Below are 22,820 nucleotides of genomic sequence, written 5' to 3'. Positions count from 1 at the left end.
AAGAATTAAAACAAAACTAAAAGGATTGTCCCCTGTGCAATACAGAGTTCAATCCTTAGTAGCTGCTTAATATATTTGTCTAATTTTTTGGGTTCAGTTCATGAATATAGGAGTCTTTTTGTTACGTTATTTCTTTCGTTTCTTCAAACTTTTTTGATATGCATAAAGCTTATGAATCTCTTCCTTAAATTCATGTAGAAGTACAGTGTTTGCACCATTTGAATACCGCACAGTATTATAAGCATCTATAATAATATCACTTTGAATATTTACATCTTCTTCATCGTTTATTCTTTCTAGCCAAGCCTCAACAGTTTCTCCCCGTTTTCTATTTAAAGGAGGGGTTAACTTACTCTCTAGCTTGAAAATTTCCTTCCGAATTTCGTTATGTGGCGGTTTATTTCGTTTAAAACGATTTTGGCTTATTCCTTCTTTATCAGTAATGATAGTAGATTCGAAGGCGGGCATATTTGGTAAACTTAAATGTTTTCGTTTTTTTACTATTTTCCAAACGACGTAAATAGTGATAGCTGTACAGACTATTATTGTAGCGCTATTTATGAGTATTGGATCAAAATCAGGAATTTTTTTTCCGTCTTCAATTTTGGGTTTTAAGAGATGTCCTTTATTTGCCCAAACATCTTCAGTATCTTTTAATTCCGCTGCTTTAATTAATGGCATTAAAGCATAGCCGACGCCTAATGCGACTACTTCCGTTATAAAACCAAAAATAAGTCGAATGAAAGGAAATACTTGAACAATTAATATACTCATTAAGCCAATCGTAATGATAGAAGCAAAACGTAATAGTTGTTGTTTGCGATTTGCCCCGGTTAACCAAAATGTAATCATAAGATGCAAGGCTAACATTAATAGTTTCCACAACGGTGGAAAGGGTGCATAAAATATAGCTGAAACAACAAACCATACAATACCACCTAAAGATTTTTGAACTGGATATCCAGGTCCGATCGCATGTACGATAAAGAAAAATAGTGGTAATATGATTGTGCCAAAAAGAGAAAAAGGTAAAAATAAAGAGAAAAGAACGATTTGAAGAACTAAAAGTATTACAAATCCTGTTGTTTTTTTCTGCATAAATTTATGAATAAGAAATACTCCAATATAGCCTGTTGTTAAAAATATTGCAATACTAATTAGTTCATCTCTTTCTGTTAATAATGAAAGCAGGAGGAGCAGAATGAAATCATGAATGTGATATAGCCAAGTTTTCAACTGGTTCCACCATCCCTTCACTAGTAATGAGAAACGTTGGCTGCGAGAGAAGAGGGAGTTCATTTCTTTGTAAACCAATGTATATCATTGTAGACGATCGTTCTCTCTTTCTCTTTACATAATGAAGGAATCCTTGTTTCGGAAGTAACGTACTATCATCTGAAATACGGGCTAATTCTTCTAAAGCTTTTGCATATTGTGTTTGTCCTTCATTTAACGGTACATGTAATGCACCGCCTTCTGCTAATACACTAATAAACAATTCAAACGGAATGTGGTGCTTCGTTGTGTACTGGAAAATGTATGTTGCATATGAAATAAGTTCTTCTACATTATCTTTCCAACCAAATCCACGATCGGCAGCTAAAGAAAGACAAATCGTCCAACTATAATTTTTTACAGGTTCATATTGCTTCGCTTGTAATTGTTGCATTTTAGCAGATGCCTTCCAATGAATAGAGCGGAAAGACTCACGCTCATATCGCTTTACACCGATAATAGATGTTTCATCATTGTAAAAAGAAAAATTCGTTCGATAAAATCCATTCAAAAGTTGCTGAAGTTCTTGCAAACCTGCTACTTCTTTAGGAGAAGGATACACAATAATTTCAGTCCTTAATTTATCAAAAACAGGTAAATGTACAGTTAATAGATGAAATGGATCTTTTAATACACATTCAAACTGTTCAATTTGAAACACACCACGCTTCGTTGCGGTTAATGTTAAACCCCATTTTTGTGCCGAATGTGCGGGTTGTGAAAATGGGAAAGAGAATAATGTTTTTGATATTTGTTCAATGCCTTGCTCTTTATGCGGTATAAGGGACGAATTTAAATGAAAGTAACAAACACCATTAACGAGCGGTATGCTGGCTCCATTTTTTAAATGAATAAAAAACTGTCCAGATTCCTCAGGAAAAAGCCGTGTAGTTTGTTTCTCATTTATGATTTGAAACTTCTTCTCTATGAAAGCGACATATTTATAAATAAAAATCGCAAATATATAATAGAAGAAAAAGAGAAACATAAGCATTCGTTGCGGGAAAAAGAATGTGAAAAGTAACGCGATTGGAACGGTTAGTTGAATAATATGGAGTTGAAAAAATAAAGGCACAGTTACAACACGCTGTCCATTCATGCTTGCTCAATCTCCACAGGTACGTCAACTTCTTTTAAAATACTTTTCATAATATCATTTTTTGTCGTACGTAATGCACCTTCCATTGATAAGACGATACGGTGATTCCAAACAGAAGGAACTAACAATTGTATATCTTCTGGTGTGCAATATTCTCTCCCATGTAAAAAGGCTAAAGCTTGAACAGCACGTACTAAAGCTAATGTGGCACGTGGGCTTACACCGTTAGCGATATAATCATGATTTCTTGTAGCATGAGCAAGTTTAATAATGTAATGTTCTAACGGTTCCGAAACAAATATTTCTTTTACTCGTTTTTGAGATTCTAAAATATCTTCTAATGAGATGACAGATGTGACACTTTCTAATGGTAAATCGTTCCGAAAACGTCGCATCATTTGTAGCTCATCTTCAGGAGTAGGATAACCGATTGAAATCGTCATTAAAAAGCGATCAAGCTGTGCATCTGGAAGAGGGAAAGTCCCTTGTGATTCAATTGGGTTTTGCGTCGCAATAACAAAGAACGGTTTCGGCAGAGGCGTAGATTGTTTTTCGAGCGTCACTTGTCGTTCTTCCATCGCTTCTAACAAACTCGACTGCGTTCTCGGCATTGCACGGTTAATTTCATCTGCCAGCAAAATGTTTGTCATAACTGGTCCAATTCTTAATTCGAATTCGCTTGTTTTTGGGTTGAAGTATTCAATACCTGTTATATCACTTGGAAGTACATCGGGGGTGAATTGAACGCGAGAAAAACTACCACCAATACTTTTGGAAATGGTTTTCGCCAGTAACGTTTTCCCAGTACCAGGCACGTCTTCGAGTAGTGCATGTCCATCAGCAAGAAGTGAAACGAGCAGTAGATCAATAACATTTTCTTTCCCAACAAACACAGATCCGATGTTTTCTTTCAATTTATTTATCATATGTACCATTCCTTTCATTATAAAAGAGCTAATATTTCTATATTTTAACAAATTATTCAGAAAATTTGTATGGTTTTTTAATTCAAAGAAATGGATATTTAATTATTAAATTACTCTTGCATATTTTGGAATATGATTATACAATATCGATATACGATGTATCGTAAGTCGATATATCATAAGGCGATGTATCGGAGGTAGTTATAATGAATGGGAAGGCGCAAAAATATATTCCGTTAACTGAGGCGACATATTACATATTGTTATCACTAGTGAAACCAATGCACGGATATGGAATTATGCAAATGGTAGAAGAGATGACAAATGGGGAAGTAAAGCTCGGTCCTGGTACTTTATACGGGAATACGACGAAATTACTTAAAGAAAAATTAATTGTTGAAGTTGCCTCTACAGATAGAAAGAAGTGCTATGAGTTAACGCCGTTTGGGAGAGAAGTGTTAGAGCTAGAATATAACAGATTGCAGAGATCTGTAAGGAATGGAAATAGTATATTAGGGGAGTGAATGGGAAATGGAGACAAAGAAGGTATTCAAACCTTTTGCGATATGGAGCTTGGAAAAAGAAGAAGCTTTTTTAAGAAAAATGCATCAAAAAGGATGGGCTTTACAAAAGTATAATGTAATGTATACGTTTAAGAAAACTGAACCAAAAGATGTAGTATATAAAGCGGATTTTAGACTGGATTATAAAGATTCAAAAGAAAAACAAAAAGAATATATTGAAATATATGAAATGTGTGGATGGAAACATGTAACGAGTTTTGCGAAGTGGAATTATTTTTGTAAAGAAGTAGACGAGGAAAATGAGTTACCTGATATTTATTCAGACAAAGAAACGAAGATACAAAAATTTGTTGAATTGATACAGTTCGTTGCAATTATGTTTGTAATGTTAATTCCAGTGCTTTACTTATGTTTTCTTGGAGTATCAGAATCAGGATTATATAAAGGTATGGTTGGGTTTTTAGTTTGTATATATTTATATGCGTTTATTAATTTATTTAGGAAGATTAAAAAGTTGAAAAAGGAAATATTTTAACAAAGAGTGATATTCTTAGAGAAGATTATTGATGGGAATCAACTTCTCTAATTTCTATATATATTTATTTTGTTCATTCTTTTTTATATAATAAAAGACTAACTTTTTAATTCATAGAACTAACAGTTACAAAGATAATACCAGTAACAACACCTAAAAAAATCATAAATGAAGAAGAAATAATCAATAATAACGAACTAGCAATTAATATTAATTTATTAGATTTTTAATTTTTAAAATGGTAGTAAAGTAAAAGACTATAAATAGTAGAAACAAACCATATTGTTAGACCGTAAGGAGTCGTTATTTTCTCCCAATCGAAGATCCAAAAGTAAAAGATGACTATATGACAAGTTAATAGTAGAAATATTGATGGAAGCGTTATTTTTTTATTATTTGTTTTACCTCGCTTATGTAAACATTTCCAAAAGAGTGCGAAGTTTAACATGTAATAAGGAAGAAATACGTTTTTTTACCGTATTAAACGAAAAAATCCCTTATAGAAAAATCTATTTCTATAAGGGATAATCATGTTTTTATTAGAAAGACTGATTTTGAGCAGGTTTAATAAATTGTTCAGGGTTTTCAACAAGCCCACATACAGCGCATTGGACACGGTATGTAGGTCCTTGATAGGCCATATGAAAAGCATTCATCGTTTCATTTGTGTATTCTTCTTCTACTTGACCAGTTTGTGGATTTAATTTGACTGGTTTTACTTGTTGCTCAAGAATATTAAAGCGGGTACGGTTTGTTTTACAACTTGGACATAGCATTGGTTCCATATGTATACACCTCCATTTGTATCATTTCTTAAAATCTTTAATTTTATGCAAGCAAAAAACTTTCTCAATATAAATAGGTGTTTAATGTATTTAAAATTCAGAAAAAATAAAATATAATAAAAGTACGAACTGGTTATGTCCAAACCAAATCTCCTGTTTTATGCCAATAAGCTGGGGGGCCGAGAAATCGGCCTCATTTTTTTTTGCTCATTACTACAAGGAACAAGGTTTTTATGAGACTTTTGTCGAAATTTTAGGAATAGATACAAAGGGGGATGTAAAATGAATTTGAAAATGAAGTACATCATTTTATATGTAGAAAAGTTTGAGGCATGTTTAAGGTTCTATAAAGATATTTTACAGTTACCTATAAAAGCAGAGCACGGAACATATATTGAATTTAATACTGGAACTACCATTTTAGCGATGAATACGCGGCAAGATGTGAAAGAATTAACAGGACTACCGCTTACAGAAGGTGAATTACAGTCTTCTCATTTCGAATTAGGATTCGTTGTTGAGAATGTACAAGAAACGATTGAGCAATTTAGAGAACAAGGAATCAAGATTTTAGTTGAACCTATTGTAAAACCGTGGGGACAAACAATTGCCTACATTGCTGATCCAGATGGAAATTATATTGAAATTTGCAGTTCATTAGAATAGAGGGAGAAAGAGAGATGGGATTTCCGAAACTAGAAACAGAACGTTTACGACTAAGAGAACTTACACTATTAGATGCAGAAACGCTGTTCCAATATTTCTCGAAAGAATCAGTTATACGTTATTTCGGAATGGATTCTTTTGAAAATATTGAGCAAGCGAAAACAACGATTCAAACGTTTAAAAATCGTTATGAAGAGGGCAGTGTATTTCGCTGGGGAATCGAGAAAAAAGGGACGGGCCAATTAATCGGAACGTGCGGATTTCATTTAATTAATAATCATCATAAACGAGCTGAAATTGGTTATGAATTAGACGATACATATTGGGGACAAGGGTATGCAACGGAAGCGTTACAGGCAATTTTAACTTACGGGTTTGAAACATTGCAACTTATTAGAGTTGCTGCTGTTGTATATGTAGAAAATAAAGCTTCTCAAAAATTATTAAGTAAAGCAGGATTTCAAGAAGAAGGATTACTTCGAAAACATATGATTCAAAATGGAGTTGCTCATGATACCATTTTATATTCTTTATTAAAAGAAGAGTGGAAGAAGTAATGAGTACAAACGAACTTATAACGATTATGAAGAAGCATAGGGAAAATAGATTCATTTTAGGTATAGATGGTTTAAGTCGATCTGGAAAAACAACATTTGTAGCCAATTTAAAAGAAAATATGAAACAAGAAGGCATTCCGTTTCATATTTTCCATATTGATGATCATATAGTGGATCGTAATAAACGATATCATACTGGATATGAAGAATGGTACGAGTATTATTATTTACAATGGGACATTGAATGGCTAAGGCAGAAATTTTTTCAAAAGCTACAACACGAAACAAAATTGAAATTACCTTTTTTTCATGAAGAAACAGATATATGTGAAATGGAAAAAGTACAGATTCCTATTGTAGGCGTAATTGTTATTGAAGGAGTTTTTCTGCAGCGAAAAGAATGGAGAGATTTCTTTCATTATATGGTCTATTTGGACTGTCCAAGAGAGACAAGGTTTCTACGTGAGAGTGAGGAGACACAGAAGAACCTTTCAAAGTTTGAAAATAGGTATTGGAAAGCAGAGGATTATTACTTAGAAACGGAATTGCCGAGGGATAGGGCGGATTTAGTCATCCAATGATTTGAAAATAGAAGGTGAATAGAATGAATATTTTATGGGATTTTGATGGGACGTTATTTGATACGTATCCTGCATATACAATAATGCTTTCTGAAATATTAGGTGACTCAGTAGAAAAACAAGAAATATACAAAAACTTAAAAATATCATACTCTCATGCAATTCAGTATTATAATATTTCATGCGAGCAGGAAGAAAAGATTAAAGTTTTGAAGGGAAAATTCACGCCAAAAGATATGAAACCTTTTGCAGGTGTCGAAGAGGTTTTGAAATTTGCAGATAAAAATGTGATTATGACCCATAAACATAGGGCAGGAGTTATGGACATTTTAAAATATTACGGCTGGGAAAAATACTTTGTAGATATGGTTACAATTGACGATGGCTTTCCCCGAAAGCCCAACTCTTTAGCTTATAATCATTTACATAAAAAGCATAATATTGATTTAGCTATTGGAGATAGAGAATTAGATTTATTACCTGCAAAAGAATTAGGTATTTCAACATGTATGTTTCAAGGTAATTGTGATGTAGCGGATTATTCTTTATCACATTACTCGGAGTTTTTTAAGATAGTGAGTGATAGAGAGTTTTCTTTATAAAAAAAGTTATTAATAAGGACTGAATCTTTTATTTTAAAGGTACAGTCTTTATTTTTTAGAACTCTTTCATTTTATTCCGCATTAACGGGCAGCCTGATTGCTTCAACTAATAATCAGTGGAGGGTGAACAAAACCTCCACTGATTAAAGTTTCACTTTATTTTCTGTATATAATAATTACTAGAGATTAAAGGATAATCGTCCATCTTTATTAAGGAAATGGCCAGTTTATTTTAACCAAATTATGGTTATTCATGTTAATATGCACTCATAGCTATATAGAAGGGGTGGGGTTAGTATGAAAACTGAAATAGTTCCTAAAAAGAAGTACAGTATAATAAGCTATGCATCTTTACTCATCGGCATTTTGTGTTTTCTATTCGTTTTTATAACGCCAACAAGGATAGCCAATGCAGGTAATATAGTTGGGGATTATATTACAATTGCCCTGACAGGTGTAGGTATCATGCTTTCAATAATCACAATGACGAAAAGAACAGAGAAGAAGGGAATTGCTATTCTTTCATTAATACTGTCCTCATCATTTTTTATATTTTGGATCATAGCAATTATCCTATTGTTTACTGGTCAAATTAGTTTTGCGCCGTAATGTGTAATAAAAAGAGTCCTTCTCGTATGATATCGGGTTCAGTTACGGGAGAGAAAATATAAAATAACACACAAATTAGGGATGTAAATCACATATGATTTAGCACCCTTTTTTTATTGTTATTATAGTGTTTAAGCACTTTTATATAGTTAAATAGTGTTCTAAATAAAAAGATAAATGGAAAATTTATGTTAAAATAGTTGTAGAGATTATGAAAAAATGTTCTTAAACTAACAGTCAGGTTACTTTAAGAAGGTTTTTTCAAAGGAAATGGTAAATATCATATTTTGAAGGGGTGATTGCAGTGGAGTAAGTGATTTTTTTAATCTTAGTTAAATACTTTGAAGGAAGGCATTTATAACTATGAATACAAAACTAATAATAGTAGAAGGGTTACCTGGATTTGGAAAATCAACCACTGCAAAGCTAATAAATGAAATTCTAAGCCAAAATAAAATTGAAGTTGAACTATTTTTAGAAGGAAATTTGAACCACCCAGCCGACTATGATGGTGTATCTTGTTTTAATAAATTTGAGTTCGATAGATTATTATCTAACAGTGGGGATTTTAAAGAAGTGCTCCTTAAGAAAGTTCTAAAAAAAGGAAGCAATTATTTATTACCATACAGAAAGATAAAAAATGAGTTTGGTGACCAGTTTTCGGACGAATTATTTAACATTATTTCTAAAAATGATATATACGAATTACCATTCGATAAAAATGTTGAATTAATTGCTGATAAATGGAATGACTTTGCTGAAACCGCTCTAGAAGACAATAAGGTTTATATCTTTGAATGTTGTTTCATACAAAATCCATTAACTATTGGGATGATTAAATATGGTGAACAAAAAGAAAAAATAATAAATTATATAATGAAAGTTGCAAAAATCATAGAGAATTTAAATCCAATGTTATTGTATGTAGAACAAGATAATCTTGAATTTTCATTTAGGAAGGCGTTAAAAGAAAGAACTCCAGAATGGTCCACAGGAATTATTGACTATTACACTAACCAAGGCTATGGAAAAGAACATAACCATTCAGGTATAGAAGGAGCGATAAAAGTTCTTGAAGCTAGAAGGAATTTAGAATTAGAAATATTCGATATGTTAAAAATGAAAAAAGAAAAAATCAATAATACAAAATATGAAATTGACTCATATAGGTCAATGTTAAAAGATAAGTTAGCCATACAAATGGTGAAATAGCTTTTTACACTAACTGGTGCTTTAGTTGAATAAGGAAATAAAAACGCTCAGAATATCTTCTGAGCGTTTTAGTTTGTTATTTCTAATGGTTATTAGCATTTTTCTCTTCCTACACTGAACCCATTACTCATATGAAGGACTCTTTTTACTCGGTATCTTCAGGTTGATATTCTAAAATATCACCCGGTTGGCATTCTAATGCTTTACATATTGCTTCTAAAGTTGAAAAACGGACTGCTTTTGCTTTTCCATTTTTCAAGATAGAAAGGTTAGCCATTGTAATTCCAACCTTCTCCGAAAGTTCTGTTACACTCATTTTTCTTTTTGCTAACATTACATCAATATTAATAATAATTGCCATATTATTCACCTCAGACCGTTAAATCATTTTCTGATTTTATATCTATAGCATCTTTTAATAGTCTTTGGAGAACGGCAGCAAAGACCGCGATTACCATTGAAGAAAAAATCATAATCATTCCGATAATAATAATGCCAGGGGCATCATCTCTCTCTGCCACGAGATAAAAAAGTGGCATACCTAATACATATAATACACTAATTGCCAATGCGCTGTACTTAATATTTTTTAAAGCTTGAACAGATAGCTCTGAGAATGCGTTATTTTTATCAATATAGTTTAAAAGCTTAAATGTTTGGTACAGTGCGAAGTAATAAGGTATTGCTGTTGCGTATAAATTGATAAATACAAGATATTTAATATATGCAATATCTGGATATAATTCTGCGGCAAAATTTCCTATTTTAGGGACTAAAAAAATGCACATAGCAAGAACGGGGATTCCGATTAGAATTACAACGGTCTTTAAAAAGAGTGTGGATCCTTGTTTCATAAAAAGCACCTCATTTATTTAATATCTTATTAATTTAACATGAAATTTATTGTTTAACAATAAATTTTTATTTCTTTTAATCGAGGATTTATTGTTAAACAAGTAATTAATGAAAAGGATGTTAAATCTTTTTTATAAGATAAATGATACATATCGATATTTAATTAAAGAAAGAGAAAGTAACTATTGTTAGCTTTATGAGAATTGGGAACTAATAAAACATATGTAGGTTTTGGTATGGAAAAGGAAATAAGGTGTATTGAAATGAATGCAAAGTTTATGGAGGAACAATCATGTTGAATTATGGTGTGAAGATGAAAAAGTTACTATTAGTGGGAGCTATAATAGTAAGCGTATTAAGTACGGAAAGTATGATGAATTATCATGCGGCCAAAGCTAAGGTGAAAAAAGTAGAACACCAGCCTAAAAATATAATTATGATGGTTATGGACGGAACGAGTTCAACGGCGACAACATTGGCTCGCTGGTATAAAGGGGCACCGCTTACGTTAGATCAAATTGTAACAGGAGGTGTTCGTACGTTTTCGGCGGAATCAGCTATTACAGACTCAGCGCCAGCAGCAACAGCTTTAGCAACTGGAAATAAATCGAATTCAGGATATGTAGGTATATTACCTTCTATTGTAAGTTCGCCTAGCTTACAGCCAATAAAAGAAGAAGAAAAGTTACGGCCGGTCGCAAACGTATTAGAAGGCGCAAAATGTACTGGTCGTGCAACTGGCATTGTTGCTACATCTGAAATTCAGCATGCTACTCCGGCCGGATTCTCTGCTCACCATGTCAATCGCAAACATTTTGACGTAATTGCGAAGCAGCAAGTATATCAAAATATAGATGTCGTATTAGGCGGGGGAAAAGCGGCGCTGTTACCTATGAAAAGTAATGGAATCCGAAAAGATGGTGAAAATTTAGTAAAGGTGATTCAAGACAAAGGATACGATTTCGTTGAAACGAAAGATGCGTTATTGAACTCCAAATCTAATAAAATTTGGGGCTCTTTCTCACATCATGCTCTTGCGTTTGATATGGATCGTATAGCAATAAATCCAGAACAACCAACACTTTCTCAAATGACAGAAAAAGCAATTCAAACATTATCAAAAGATAAAGATGGCTTCTTTTTATTCGTAGAAGGTAGTAAGCCTGATTGGGCAGCTCATGCTAATGATCCAATTGGGATGATTAGTGATGTATTAGCATTTGATGAAGCGGTAGCAAAGGCGTTACAATTTGCGAAGAAAGATGGGGATACGATGCTCATCGCTTTAACTGATCATGGTAACAGCGGCATCTCTATAGGGAATAGGAATACGACAAAAGGATACAATACTACACCGGTTTCTGCATACATTGATCCATTGAAAAAGGCGAAAATGACACTTGAAGGAACTATAAATAAACTGAAATCTGATTTATCAAATGTAGAAGATGTAGCTAAACTATACGGTTTGGATAATCTAACTCATGATGAAAAAGAACAATTAAAAGTGGCAAAAAAGAAAATGGATGTAGGACGAATTTTTACTACATTATTGGCTAATCGTGCAAATATCGGCTTTACGACAGGAGGACATACAGGTGAGGATGTATTCTTACATTCTTATGGACCTCAAAAACCAGAAGGCTTAATCCAAAATACAGACATTGCGAAGACGATGGCGAAAGCGATGGGCTTTAACTTAGAAGAAGTAACGAATAAAATATTTTTAGAGAGTGAACAAGCCTTTAAGAAAATCGGTGCAACTGTAACAGCCGACAAAACCGAAGGAGCAAACCCGTTACTCGTAGTAAAACATAATAAAGTAGAAGCACAATTATTTGGTAACAAAAATATAATTCGTATCAATGGTAAAGGGTATGAATTAAGAAGTATTATTGTAGAGAGTAATGGAAAGTACTATGTACCAGAAGAAGCAATTCAACTATTTGTAAAGCATTCTCGTTAAAAAATTGCCAACCAGTTAAGCTAACTGGTGGCAATTTTTTGTGTTTATTCTAAATATAAGTGTTCGAATTGTTTTGTAAAGTTTTCCATATGAGACTTGTATAAATGTTAAAGGGAAATTATATTTTTTTCTTACATTAAAAAATTTCATTTTGTAGAATAAGAAGTTATACATATAGTAAAGTCTAATGTGTTATCAATTAATATTTACGAAAAATATATTAATACTTTAGAATTTCTTTAATGTTCATTATTTTTTATTTAAGGTTATCCGTTATATTTATAATATGTTTATTTCAATTTATTGTATTGAAGCTCAGTTTTATATAATTATAAAGCAATCATCAAAATAAAATCTCCACTAGAGTAAATTTATTATTTTTTTGTGGAAATTATTATGCAGCTAAGAAAACTGTAGTTTATTGAATTAGAAATATATTAGAATTTACTTGAAGAAAGAGAGAGGGAATAAAATGAATATAGTGCACTTACGTCCTAAACAGCGGTCTAAGTATCGCATTATGCTAGGGAAGTGGTATTACTCTACAAAGAGGTACATTCAGTGGTTGGCAGATGGAAAAACATATGCAAAAAGGTTCCAACAAGAAAAGCTACCTTGTACAGCAATTCAGCACCGAACGATATTACTTCGTAAGCTCAAAGATGTAGATATGTGGTATCAACAGAATAAGGTTGTTAATTTGAAAATTGCTGTTAAAAAACTAAATGGTATCGTCATTAGACCGGGAGAAACATTTTCTTACTGGCGTTTAATAGGTAAGCCAACGAGGAAAAAAGGGTATGTAGAAGGTATGGTATTACATTACGGATCTTTTCAAACAGGTATTGGAGGAGGTCTTTGTCAGCTTTCGAATTTAATATATTGGATGACTTTACATACACCACTGACAGTAACAGAACGATATCGTCATAGCTTTGATGTCTTTCCTGACTCTAGGCGCACTCAACCGTTTGGGAGTGGGGCGACTTGTTCCTATAACTATTTGGATTTACAAATTAAAAATGAAACGGACCAACTGTATCAACTTCACCTTTATATGACAGATGAACATTTAGTTGGTGAATGGAGAACAGTCTATCCGCAACTTTATCAATATGAAGTGTATGAGAAAGAACACTCAATTCAACCTGCATACTGGGGCGGTTATATACGACATAATGTGATTCAACGTAAAGTATATAATCAACAGAAACAGTTAATAGAAGATCAATATGTAACAGAGAATCACGCTATAATGATGTACGAACCACTATTAGCTTGTAATAATGAGAATAGTGAGTAATATGGTAATTCATAGATTAAATAGTATAGAAAATATTTAATTCTTATTTTTATTAAAAAAGTATGAATCCCAGATTTACTGGATTTTGATTGTAACTAAGAACATATAAAAGTTCACTGTTATTTATAGGAGAGTCTGTTTGTTTTTATATCTTATGTATTTCACCCTGCATAAAAAAATATTTCTCAACATTTTATTTGTTGAAAAAGATTGAATATTCGTATTATAACGAATATTATGTTGTTATCGGCAAAAAACGATAATTTGCAGACACTGGGGAGGAAATACATTGAAAAAGAAAAAGAAATTAAAACCATTAGCGGTATTAACAACAGCAGCAGTACTAAGTAGTACGTTTGCTTTTGGAGGTCACGCAGCGTATGCTGAGACACCAACATCATCTCTACCAATAGATGAGCACTTAATACCGGAGGAGCGTTTGGCTGAAGCGCTAAAACAACGGGGGGCAATTGATCAATCTGCATCACAAGCTGAGACTTCAAAGGCTGTCGAAAAATATGTTGAGAAAAAGAAAGGGGAAAACCCTGGGAAAGAAATCTTAACAGGAGATAGTCTTACGCAAGAAGCCTCTGACTTTATGAAAAAAGTAAAAGATGCAAAAATGAGGGAAAATGAACAGGCGCAGCAGCCTGAAGTAGGCCCAGTAGCTGGACAAGGTGCAGCATTGAACCCTGGGAAATTAAATGGAAAAGTACCTACTACATCAGCGAAGCAAGAAGAATACAATGGAGCTGTTCGAAAAGATAAAGTACTTGTTTTACTTGTAGAATTTAGCGATTTTAAGCATAACAATATTGATCAAGAGCCAGGATACATGTATTCTAAGGACTTTAATCGTGAACATTATCAAAAAATGTTATTTGGTGATGAACCATTTACTTTATTTGATGGATCGAAAATTAACACATTTAAGCAATATTATGAAGAACAATCTGGTGGTAGCTATACAGTTGATGGGACTGTAACAGAATGGCTTACTGTTCCAGGAAAAGCATCAGATTATGGTGCTGATGCGGGTACTGGGCATGATAACAAGGGGCCTTTAGGACCAAAAGATTTTGTGAAAGAAGCATTAAAAGCAGCGGTAGCAAAAGGAATCAATTTAGCAGACTATGACCAATTTGATCAATACGATCAAGATGGTGATGGAAATAAAAATGAGCCAGATGGTATTATTGATCATTTAATGGTTGTACATGCTGGCGTTGGTCAAGAAGCTGGCGGCGGTAAATTGAAAGATGATGCGATTTGGTCACATCGTTCAAAACTAGGTTCAAAACCATATGCAATTGATGGCACGAAATCTTCTGTTTCGAACTGGGGCGGAAAGATGGCTGCATATGATTATACAATCGAGCCTGAAGACGGAGCAGTTGGTGTGTTTGCACATGAGTATGGCCATGATTTAGGCTTACCAGATGAATATGATACAAAGTACTCAGGACAAGGTGAACCTGTTGAGTCATGGTCTATTATGAGTGGTGGTAGCTGGGCTGGAAAAATTGCAGGAACAGAGCCAACGAGTTTCTCGCCACAAAATAAAGAGTTTTTCCAAAAGAATATGAAGGGGAACTGGGCGAATATTCTTGAAGTAGATTATGACAAACTTAGCAAAGGAATCGGTGTTGCAACATATGTAGATCAAAGTACTACAAAATCTAAACGACCTGGAATTGTTCGTGTTAACTTGCCGGACAAAGATATAAAAAATATCGAATCAGCGTTTGGTAAGAAGTTCTATTACAGTACAAAAGGAAATGACATTCATACAACACTTGAGACACCAGTATTTGACTTAACAAATGCAAAGGATGCTAAGTTCGATTATAAGGCATTTTACGAACTTGAAGCGAAGTATGATTTCCTTGACGTATATGCGATTGCAGAAGATGGAACGAAGACACGCATTGATAGAATGGGCGAAAAAGATATAAAAGGCGGCGCGGATACAACTGATGGTAAGTGGGTTGATAAATCATACGATTTAAGCCAATTCAAAGGAAAAAAAGTAAAACTGCAATTTGAGTACTTAACAGATATTGCAGTAGCTTATAAAGGATTTGCGTTAGATAATGCAGCCTTAACTGTAGATGGAAAAGTTGTTTTCTCTGATGATGCAGAAGGTCAGCCTGCAATGACGTTAAAAGGCTTTACTGTGTCTAACGGATTTGAACAGAAAAAACATAATTACTATGTAGAGTGGAGAAATTACGCTGGTTCTGACACTGCGTTACAATATGCACGTGGCCCAGTATTTAATACAGGAATGGTTGTATGGTATGCGGATCAAAGCTTTACAGATAACTGGGTAGGCGTTCATCCAGGTGAAGGGTTCTTAGGAGTAGTAGATTCTCATCCAGAGGCAATTGTAGGGACATTAAACGGACAACCTACTGTGAAGAGCAGTACGCGTTATCAAATTGCCGATGCGGCATTCTCATTTGATCAAACACCAGCATGGAAAGTAAATTCACCAACACGCGGTATCTTTGATTATAAAGGATTACCAGGAGTGGCAAAATTTGATGATTCTAAGCAATACATCAACAGCGTTATTCCTGATGCAGGACGTAAGTTACCGAAGCTAGGACTGAAGTTTGAAGTGGTAGGCCAAGCTGAAGACAAGTCTGCAGGTGCAGTTTGGCTTCATCGATAAAATAAGGTAAAAAGAAGAGAAGCTGCGATAAGTCGGTGAAACTGACTGATTGCAGCTTTTTTCTTCTTGTGAAAAAACTCACTGTTTTTTATGTACTTATTGGAAAAATATGAAGTTTCTTTGATACATAAAATGCTCCGTCTGTCCAATTATAGAAGCTATTTTGGACGTAAGAAATTTGTAAGTAATGAGTAAGAAAAAAGAGATTTTCATAGTATAAAATATTTATTATAGCTACTTTTAACACCTGATACTAATAGTGTGCTATAATATGAATTAGCAACAAAAAGGAAAGGAATTAGAACAATGACCTTAGAAAATACTAAAAATTTAAAAAAACAAGTTGCTCCTTTTGAAAAATCAACGATTAAAAAAAGTGTTTGGCAACTGATCAACACAATCGTGCCATTTATTATTTTATGGTACCTTGCTTATAAAAGTTTGTCAGTTTCTTATTGGTTAACATTAGTTCCAGCACTGTTAGCCGCTGGATTTATGACAAGGATTTTCATTATTTTTCATGATTGTACCCATTATTCATTCTTTAAAAGTCGACGTGCAAATAGAATAGTTGGAACGTGTATGGGTGTTTTAACATTATTCCCATTTGATCAGTGGGGGCATGAGCATTCTATTCACCACGCTACGAGTGGTAATTTGGATAAGAGGGGTACAGGGGATATTTGGACGCTTACAGTAGATGAATATGTAGCAGCACCATTTAGACTCCGTTTAGCATATCGTTTATATCGCAATCCATTCGTTATGTTTGGGTTAGGCCCGATTTATGTTTTCTTGCTTAAAAATAGATTTAACCGAAAAGGTGCTAGAAAAAAAGAACGTATGAACACTTATTTAACGAATATTTTAATCGTTGCTATTGTAGGAATGCTTTGCTGGGCAATTGGATGGCAATCGTTTCTTTTAGTACATGGTTCTATATTTTTAATAGCAGGTTCAATAGGGATTTGGCTGTTTTACGTACAGCACACATTCGAGGATTCTTATTTTGAAGAAGATAAAGAATGGGAATATGTGAAAGCGGCAGTGGAGGGAAGTTCTTTTTATAAACTTCCAAAAATTTTGCAATTTCTAACGGGTAATATTGGATTTCATCATGTTCACCATTTAAGTCCAAGAGTACCTAACTATAAACTAGAAGAGGCACACAACAATACCCTTCCTTTAAAAAATGTACCAACAATTACGCTTGCTACAAGCTTGCGTTCACTCCGTTTCCGTCTTTGGGATGAGAAAAGTAACAATTTTGTTAGCTTTAAAGATGTCAAAAATATAATTAAAAATAATGTTTCTGTTCGGGTGAAATCTGAACTATAATTGCATCGTATATAAAATTCCCCTTAATCATTTTCGATTTAAGGGGAGTTTTTGTTTAAAGATTAGATGCCAGATAAGAAGAAAAATTAAATGTTTCAAATTGTAATGGAAGCAGATTAGGAATTGCTAGTACGTAAGTACAAATACAAGATGACGATAAATGCATTATGTTAACAATTGGAGTTATCATGAATTTTCCATTACGATAACTGTTCATAAATCCGACGAAAATTAATAGCAAAAGGGGGATCGTACAACAGTATATCTAAAAAATTAGAAAAGACTTGAACGGAAATTTCATTCATTTTTCTTGGTGTTCCGCATTCCATACACTTAAATAGGATGCATATTCTAATTCATCTGGATTGTCATGTAACATAGAAATGAATTCTAATTTATTTCTATCACAATCTAGAAAGTATACACTTGCAGCGGGCATCCACCTTTGGACAATTGGCTCTTGATTTCCTTTTCCTTGACTTCCTATCACTTCTATTCCACGCTCCTCTAACCACGCTTTAGAAGTCATTAAAAACTCTAAATTTACACCAAAAGCAAAATGTCTCAGCTCAAAGTCTTCGATATTATTTACTTCCCATAGTCCAAGCATTTGTTTTTTATTTTCTCCGACCCAAAAGAAAGCCACTCTTCTTTTGGAGAGTTTTCTTGCTAAGGTTAATCCTAGCTTGTTTTGATAGAAATTTATCGCTTTTTCTAAATTTCTTACATGTAAATGAGTTTCGTATATGTTCTGTATCATTATGATCATTCCTTTCTTTCTTGATAACTACCAGTTGAGTAATGAATGTAGTTCTAATAATGTACAGCTATATCTGATATACCTATTTATTATTATATCGAAATTGAAATACGATAAATCCAACTGAGGTAGCAAGTTCAAATGAAAATTTTACTACTTTTGTAGGAGAAGAGAAAAATCCATTAAATTCAGGTGAACTCATATTTAAATAATAAAAAAAGACAACACATGAAGTGAAACGCCACGTGTTGTCTTTTTTGTATCGTACAATATTACGAAGTTTCGCTAATTTTAGTTTCACTTTGAGTGTTAGTTGCAATTCTTTTCTTAACTTTAAAGTGATAGTAAGTATAGCAAAAGATGATAAATGGTACAGTACAATAAATGCCTAGTCTTTGATCTGGGATAAAGATAAGACTTACTAATATAATGCCATACAATCCAAAACCAAGAATTGGTACAAGGGGATAGAGTGGAGTTCTGAACTTCAAGTCGTCTAATTTTCCACCTTCAGCTAAATAGTGTTTGCGGAAAAAGAATTGAGAAACACAAATTGACATCCAAACAATAATTGTTATGACTCCAGAAATGGAAATTAACCATAAGTAAACCGTTTCAGCAGCTACGACGCTTGTTAAAAGAGAAAAAGCAGAAATAGCTATTGTCATGATTAAAGCGTTGAGAGGAATCCCGCGTGATGATAATTTCTTTAAAAATGCTGGAGCCATTTCGTTTTTTGATAAAGACCAAAGCATGCGAGTAGCAGCGTATAGTCCTGAGTTTGCAACAGAAAGAACAGCAGTAAGAATAACAAAGTTCATAATATCAGCTGCATATGGAATACCGATATTATCAAAAACAGCAACGAATGGGCTCTTTGTGAGTCCTGCTTCTTCCCAAGGAATTAAAGCAACAAGAACAAAGATTGCTAAGACGAAGAAAAACATTGTGCGCCATATAATATTTCTAATAGAACGAGGTAAAGTTTTTGCTGGATCTTCACTTTCACCTGCTGCGATTCCGACAAGCTCTGTACCTTGGAAGGAATAATTGACTGTAACCATTGTTAATAGAATAGCTGCAAGTCCATTCGGAAATAAACCACCATGATTTACGAAATTTGAAAGAAGTGGAGCTGGTTCGTCGCCTTTTAAATCAATAAAGCCGAACATAGCGGCGCCACCAAGAATTATAAAAGCTATAATGGCAGATACTTTTATACTTGAAAACCAAAATTCTGTTTCTGCATAACTACGAGCAGATAATGCGTTAATAGTAAAGATTGTAACGCCAAATATTAAACACCAAACCCAAACAGGAATATCAGGAAACCAGCGCTGCATTGTAATACCGGCAGTTGTAAATTCAAGACCGGTCGTATTCGCCCAGCTTAACCAATACAACCATCCGATTGTAAAGCCAGTTGCAGGATTGATGAATTTAGTGGCATATTCCTGGAAAGAACCCGAAACAGGCATGGCTACAGCGAGTTCACCAAGACATAGCATAACGAAATACATTAATAATCCACCGGCCATAAAGGCAAGTACGGATCCACCAGGTCCAGCTTGACTTATTATAAAGCCAGATCCGTTAAATAACCCCGTTCCAATCACACCACCGAGTGCAATCATGAATAAGTGTCTACTTTTCATCGTACGTTTTAATTCATTGTTTGTATTGTTTACTTGCGCCATTGTTTTCCTCACTTTCGTAGTTGATAGAATAAAGTTTGATGTTTTTCCGTATTATGGAATGTATTCCGTGATGTGAAATCTTGTTATAATTTTCAGATAATTAAAAAGAAAAGTCAATATTTTTTTGTTTGCGTTTTCAATTCGTTGTTAGTGATATATTTTTATTGTTAGAAAATTGAATAAATATATTGATTTCATTTCGAATGTTTGCTAAATTGATAGTTAATTAAACGTACTAACATACTACGAGTAAAGTTGAGGCGAGTTATGGTACAGTCCATTGATCGAGCGATAAGTATTATTAAATTATTGAATTCTACAAATGAAAAAGAGTACTGGGCTATTTCTGATATAGCTGATGGAACACATCTCCCGGTTAGTACAGTACATAGATTACTTAACTCTCTAATGGAGCATGGGTTAGTTACACAAATTTCAGAGACAAAACAGTACAAAATTGGACCAATGTGGATGGAAATAGGGTTGCGTCAATTGGAGAAGGTAGACTATAGATCTGTTGCAAGAGAAGTGATGAAACGTTTGGCTGCTGAAGTGGAAGAAAGTGTCTATTTGAATATTCCAAACGGAACACATTCTATTATCATTGAAAGAATTGATAGTCCTTTAAAAATTCGAGTTATTGATAATCTAGGGGAACAAATTCCACTTTCAATTGGTGCCGCAAATAAAACGATGCTTGCCAATATGAAAACGAATGAAATGGAACATATTGTAGAGCATTTACTTTCTTCATTACCAGAACAAAAGCAAATTCTTCTTAATCAAATAAAGCAAATAAAAAATGAAGGATATGCTGTCAGTTATGGTGAAAAAACAGAAGGGACAGCTTCAGTAGCTGCACCTATTATCGGATTTAATCATAAAGTAGTAGGAGCATTAAGTGTTGGGTTAATTAGTCATCGTATTAATGATGATCGACTATCTTTTCTTATTAGCAAGGTAAAACAAGCAGCTCATGAAATATCAATAAAAATCGGCAGTACATCAGAACTATAATTTTGATAGCTGTCGTCATTTTTTATTCATATATTGGAATTCGTTTTCATAATGCGGAAAAATAGGGGGATTTATATGTCAAAGTGGCAATCAAAAGAACAATTGATTCAATTATTAAGCAGTCTTGTTGAAATTCCTAGTATTACAGGTACAGAGGCTGAAGTGATATTGCCAGACTTTGTTGTGGAGCAATTATCTGATTTACAGTACTTCAAAGAAAACCCGCACCATGTGCAAAAAAATCCGACGGGGGACGGACGATATTTTGTTACAGCACTAGTAAAGAAAAGCGATAGTACAAAAAATACTGTAATTCTAGTAAGTCACTTTGATGTTGTAGATGTACAAGATTACGGAGTGTGGAAAGAAGATGCATTTAATCCTAAAAAGTTAACATCTATGTTTTATTCTCATAAAGATGAACTTCCAGACCATGTACGTGAAGATATAGAACATGGAGATTGGCTGTTTGGTAGAGGAACAATGGACATGAAATGCGGCCTCGCATTACAAATGGCAATGATTGAACAAGCATGTGAAGGAAGATTCGATGGGAATGTTCTTTTATTGGCTGTACCAGATGAAGAAGTGAATTCTGTAGGGATGAGGGCCGCTGTTCCGAGACTATTAGATTTAGCAAGAGAGCATAATTTAGATTATAAAACGGTCTTAAACTCAGAGCCTATGTTTTCAAGACATCCTGGTGACCAAAATAAGTATATTTACACTGGCTCTATTGGTAAAGTGTTACCTGGTTTTCTTTGCTACGGAAAAGAGACACATGTAGGTGAACCTTTTGCAGGGTTAAATGGGAGTTATATGGCTTCATTAATAACAGCAGAACTAGAGTTAAACACAGACCTTTGTGATATTGTAGAAGGGGAAGCGAGTCCTCCACCAACTAACTTACTTCAAAGGGACTTAAAAGAGGATTATTCTGTACAAATTCCGCATCGTGCAGTCACATTATTTAATTTGTTTTTATTAGAAAAATCAATGACAGATGTAGTTTCATTGTTACGTCAAAAAGTAACAAAAGTAGCAGAGAAAATAGAAGAGTCGTATGAAAAACATGCATATCGTTTTTCTAAATATAATCCATTTATACCACCTAATCTCAAAGTAAATGTATTAACTTATGAAGAGCTTATCACATATGCAATTGAGCAACATGGACGAGAAAAAATAGATCATATTCAATCTAATATTATAAAAAATAGAGGAGATAAAGATGATCGTGCGGTAACGATTGATTTAGTAGATAAATTAGCGATTTTATGTAAAGAAAAGGCACCGATGATTGTACTTTTCTTCGCTCCGCCGTACTATCCAGCTGTGAGTTCACGCAACAATCCTTTAATAAAAGAGGTAGTTGTAGAAATGGAAAAGTATGCACATTACAATCATAAAATTACATTTGAAAACCAAAATTATTTTGGGGGGATTTCAGATTTAAGCTATGTAGGCTTGCAGTATCCACTGGATTCAATGAGTTCGCTTGTAGACAATATGCCATTATGGGATAAAGGCTATTCAATTCCGCTTCAGGAATTAGAAGAGTTTGATGTTCCAGTATTAAATATGGGACCGGTAGGAAAAGATGCACATCAATGGACAGAACGTCTAGATGTAAACTACGCATTTGAAACACTATTAGATATGTTACCGAAATGCATTGAAAAATTATTAGTTTCTAATAAAATTACACAATCATAGTAGGGAATAGGTAAGGGATAAAACAGAACCTTTAAAGAAGAGTCAAATAAAATTATTTTAATATAATTAAAAAGTAGAACGGCCAAGCTCAATTTTATATGAGTTTGGCCGTTTATCATG

General features: G+C 33.6%; 22 protein-coding genes and 1 pseudogene. 14 read left to right on the top strand and 9 right to left on the bottom strand.

The window, feature by feature from the left end; genetic code table 11:
* Window positions 1-126: 126 nt before the first annotated feature.
* The 3 genes from ES895_RS15655 to ES895_RS15645 are packed head-to-tail and all read right to left on the bottom strand — an operon-like array spanning window position 127 to window position 3,300.
* Window positions 127-1,236 carry a DUF4018 domain-containing protein gene (locus ES895_RS15655; RefSeq protein WP_135238470.1) on the bottom strand — a complete coding sequence of 370 codons (1,110 nt, stop codon included), beginning with the start codon at window positions 1,234-1,236 and terminating at the stop codon, window positions 127-129.
* The gene (locus ES895_RS15650) at window positions 1,208-2,374 is read right to left on the bottom strand and encodes a DUF58 domain-containing protein (protein ID WP_001014390.1); all 1,167 of its coding nucleotides are present in this window, start codon (window positions 2,372-2,374) and stop codon (window positions 1,208-1,210) included. Before ES895_RS15650 ends, ES895_RS15655 begins: the two co-directional genes overlap by 29 nt.
* Window positions 2,371-3,300, bottom strand: a complete 930-nt coding sequence (locus tag ES895_RS15645; protein ID WP_000608776.1) for an AAA family ATPase — start codon at window positions 3,298-3,300, stop codon at window positions 2,371-2,373. The genes ES895_RS15650 and ES895_RS15645 overlap by 4 nt, the downstream gene beginning before the upstream one ends.
* Window positions 3,301-3,506: 206 nt before the next feature.
* Here ES895_RS15645 and ES895_RS15635 point away from each other — a divergent pair, with 206 nt between their 5' ends.
* Window positions 3,507-3,824: a PadR family transcriptional regulator gene (locus tag ES895_RS15635; protein WP_001013435.1), complete on the top strand. Its 318-nt coding sequence runs from the start codon at window positions 3,507-3,509 to the stop codon at window positions 3,822-3,824.
* A 7-nt stretch (window positions 3,825-3,831) separates the two neighbouring features.
* Window positions 3,832-4,359, top strand: coding sequence for a DUF2812 domain-containing protein (locus ES895_RS15630; protein WP_000448424.1), 528 nt, complete (start codon window positions 3,832-3,834; stop codon window positions 4,357-4,359).
* A gap of 106 nt (window positions 4,360-4,465) precedes the next feature.
* Here ES895_RS15630 and ES895_RS29785 read toward each other — a convergent pair.
* Window positions 4,466-4,807 (bottom strand): annotated as a pseudogene (locus ES895_RS29785) (hypothetical protein).
* 91 nt (window positions 4,808-4,898) lie between these two features.
* Window positions 4,899-5,144 (bottom strand): hypothetical protein, encoded by a 246-nt coding sequence (locus ES895_RS15620; protein WP_000433609.1) that lies wholly within the window; start codon window positions 5,142-5,144, stop codon window positions 4,899-4,901.
* 282 nt (window positions 5,145-5,426) lie between these two features.
* Between ES895_RS15620 and ES895_RS15615 the strand changes: the two genes are divergently transcribed.
* The 6 genes from ES895_RS15615 (at window position 5,427) to ES895_RS15590 (ending at window position 9,371) form a co-directional block, all read left to right on the top strand.
* Window positions 5,427-5,810, top strand: a complete 384-nt coding sequence (locus tag ES895_RS15615; protein ID WP_001049847.1) for a VOC family protein — start codon at window positions 5,427-5,429, stop codon at window positions 5,808-5,810.
* A 14-nt stretch (window positions 5,811-5,824) separates the two neighbouring features.
* Complete coding sequence (locus ES895_RS15610) at window positions 5,825-6,367, top strand: GNAT family N-acetyltransferase (RefSeq protein ID WP_000506676.1); 543 nt, start codon at window positions 5,825-5,827, stop codon at window positions 6,365-6,367.
* Window positions 6,367-6,948, top strand: a complete 582-nt coding sequence (locus ES895_RS15605; RefSeq protein ID WP_135238469.1) for a kinase — start codon at window positions 6,367-6,369, stop codon at window positions 6,946-6,948. The genes ES895_RS15610 and ES895_RS15605 overlap by 1 nt, the downstream gene beginning before the upstream one ends.
* Window positions 6,949-6,971: 23 nt before the next feature.
* A complete protein-coding gene (locus tag ES895_RS15600) occupies window positions 6,972-7,550 on the top strand; it encodes an HAD-IA family hydrolase (RefSeq protein ID WP_001024220.1) in 579 nt (192 codons plus the stop codon).
* A 297-nt stretch (window positions 7,551-7,847) separates the two neighbouring features.
* On the top strand, window positions 7,848-8,159 hold the full coding sequence (locus ES895_RS15595; protein WP_000845547.1) for a hypothetical protein: 312 nt from the start codon (window positions 7,848-7,850) through the stop codon (window positions 8,157-8,159).
* Window positions 8,160-8,522: 363 nt separating this feature from the next.
* Window positions 8,523-9,371, top strand: coding sequence for a P-loop NTPase family protein (locus tag ES895_RS15590; RefSeq protein WP_001093189.1), 849 nt, complete (start codon window positions 8,523-8,525; stop codon window positions 9,369-9,371).
* A gap of 145 nt (window positions 9,372-9,516) precedes the next feature.
* Here the strand turns inward: ES895_RS15590 and ES895_RS15585 are convergent, their stop codons facing one another.
* Both ES895_RS15585 and ES895_RS15580 read right to left on the bottom strand, forming a co-directional pair.
* Window positions 9,517-9,732: a helix-turn-helix domain-containing protein gene (locus ES895_RS15585; RefSeq protein ID WP_000974619.1), complete on the bottom strand. Its 216-nt coding sequence runs from the start codon at window positions 9,730-9,732 to the stop codon at window positions 9,517-9,519.
* Window positions 9,733-9,742: 10 nt separating this feature from the next.
* Window positions 9,743-10,225, bottom strand: a complete 483-nt coding sequence (locus ES895_RS15580; RefSeq protein ID WP_000809119.1) for a DUF2975 domain-containing protein — start codon at window positions 10,223-10,225, stop codon at window positions 9,743-9,745.
* 293 nt (window positions 10,226-10,518) lie between these two features.
* On the opposite strand from ES895_RS15580, the gene ES895_RS15575 reads away from it, so the two are divergent.
* The 4 genes from ES895_RS15575 to desA all read left to right on the top strand — a co-directional run bounded on the left by ES895_RS15575 (window position 10,519) and on the right by desA (window position 17,510).
* Window positions 10,519-12,192 carry an alkaline phosphatase gene (locus ES895_RS15575; RefSeq protein ID WP_135238468.1) on the top strand — a complete coding sequence of 558 codons (1,674 nt, stop codon included), beginning with the start codon at window positions 10,519-10,521 and terminating at the stop codon, window positions 12,190-12,192.
* Between the two features lie 472 nt (window positions 12,193-12,664).
* Entirely contained in the window at window positions 12,665-13,495 is an 831-nt protein-coding gene (locus ES895_RS15570) for a VanW family protein (RefSeq protein WP_009327106.1), read from the top strand.
* A gap of 289 nt (window positions 13,496-13,784) precedes the next feature.
* On the top strand, window positions 13,785-16,172 hold the full coding sequence (locus ES895_RS15565) for an immune inhibitor A domain-containing protein (protein WP_135238467.1): 2,388 nt from the start codon (window positions 13,785-13,787) through the stop codon (window positions 16,170-16,172).
* A gap of 306 nt (window positions 16,173-16,478) precedes the next feature.
* Window positions 16,479-17,510 carry a Delta(5) desaturase DesA gene (gene desA / locus ES895_RS15560; RefSeq protein ID WP_000171499.1) on the top strand — a complete coding sequence of 344 codons (1,032 nt, stop codon included), beginning with the start codon at window positions 16,479-16,481 and terminating at the stop codon, window positions 17,508-17,510.
* A 301-nt stretch (window positions 17,511-17,811) separates the two neighbouring features.
* Here desA and ES895_RS15555 read toward each other — a convergent pair whose 3' ends face one another.
* Both ES895_RS15555 and ES895_RS15545 read right to left on the bottom strand, forming a co-directional pair.
* Window positions 17,812-18,270: a VOC family protein gene (locus ES895_RS15555; RefSeq protein ID WP_000615639.1), complete on the bottom strand. Its 459-nt coding sequence runs from the start codon at window positions 18,268-18,270 to the stop codon at window positions 17,812-17,814.
* A gap of 272 nt (window positions 18,271-18,542) precedes the next feature.
* Window positions 18,543-19,967 (bottom strand): amino acid permease, encoded by a 1,425-nt coding sequence (locus tag ES895_RS15545; protein WP_000079967.1) that lies wholly within the window; start codon window positions 19,965-19,967, stop codon window positions 18,543-18,545.
* Between the two features lie 267 nt (window positions 19,968-20,234).
* Here ES895_RS15545 and ES895_RS15535 point away from each other — a divergent pair, with 267 nt between their 5' ends.
* Window positions 20,235-20,984 (top strand): IclR family transcriptional regulator, encoded by a 750-nt coding sequence (locus ES895_RS15535; protein ID WP_000250750.1) that lies wholly within the window; start codon window positions 20,235-20,237, stop codon window positions 20,982-20,984.
* Window positions 20,985-21,035: 51 nt separating this feature from the next.
* Window positions 21,036-22,700, top strand: coding sequence for a M20/M25/M40 family metallo-hydrolase (locus tag ES895_RS15530; protein ID WP_119781599.1), 1,665 nt, complete (start codon window positions 21,036-21,038; stop codon window positions 22,698-22,700).
* The last annotated feature ends 120 nt before the right edge of the window (window positions 22,701-22,820 follow it).

Source organism: Bacillus sp. 007/AIA-02/001 (assembly GCF_004634455.1).
In the GTDB taxonomy this organism is placed as follows: domain Bacteria; phylum Bacillota; class Bacilli; order Bacillales; family Bacillaceae_G; genus Bacillus_A; species Bacillus_A cereus.
The sequence above is the reverse complement of the archived record's forward strand: the minus strand, read 5'-3'. Positions and strand labels throughout refer to the sequence as shown.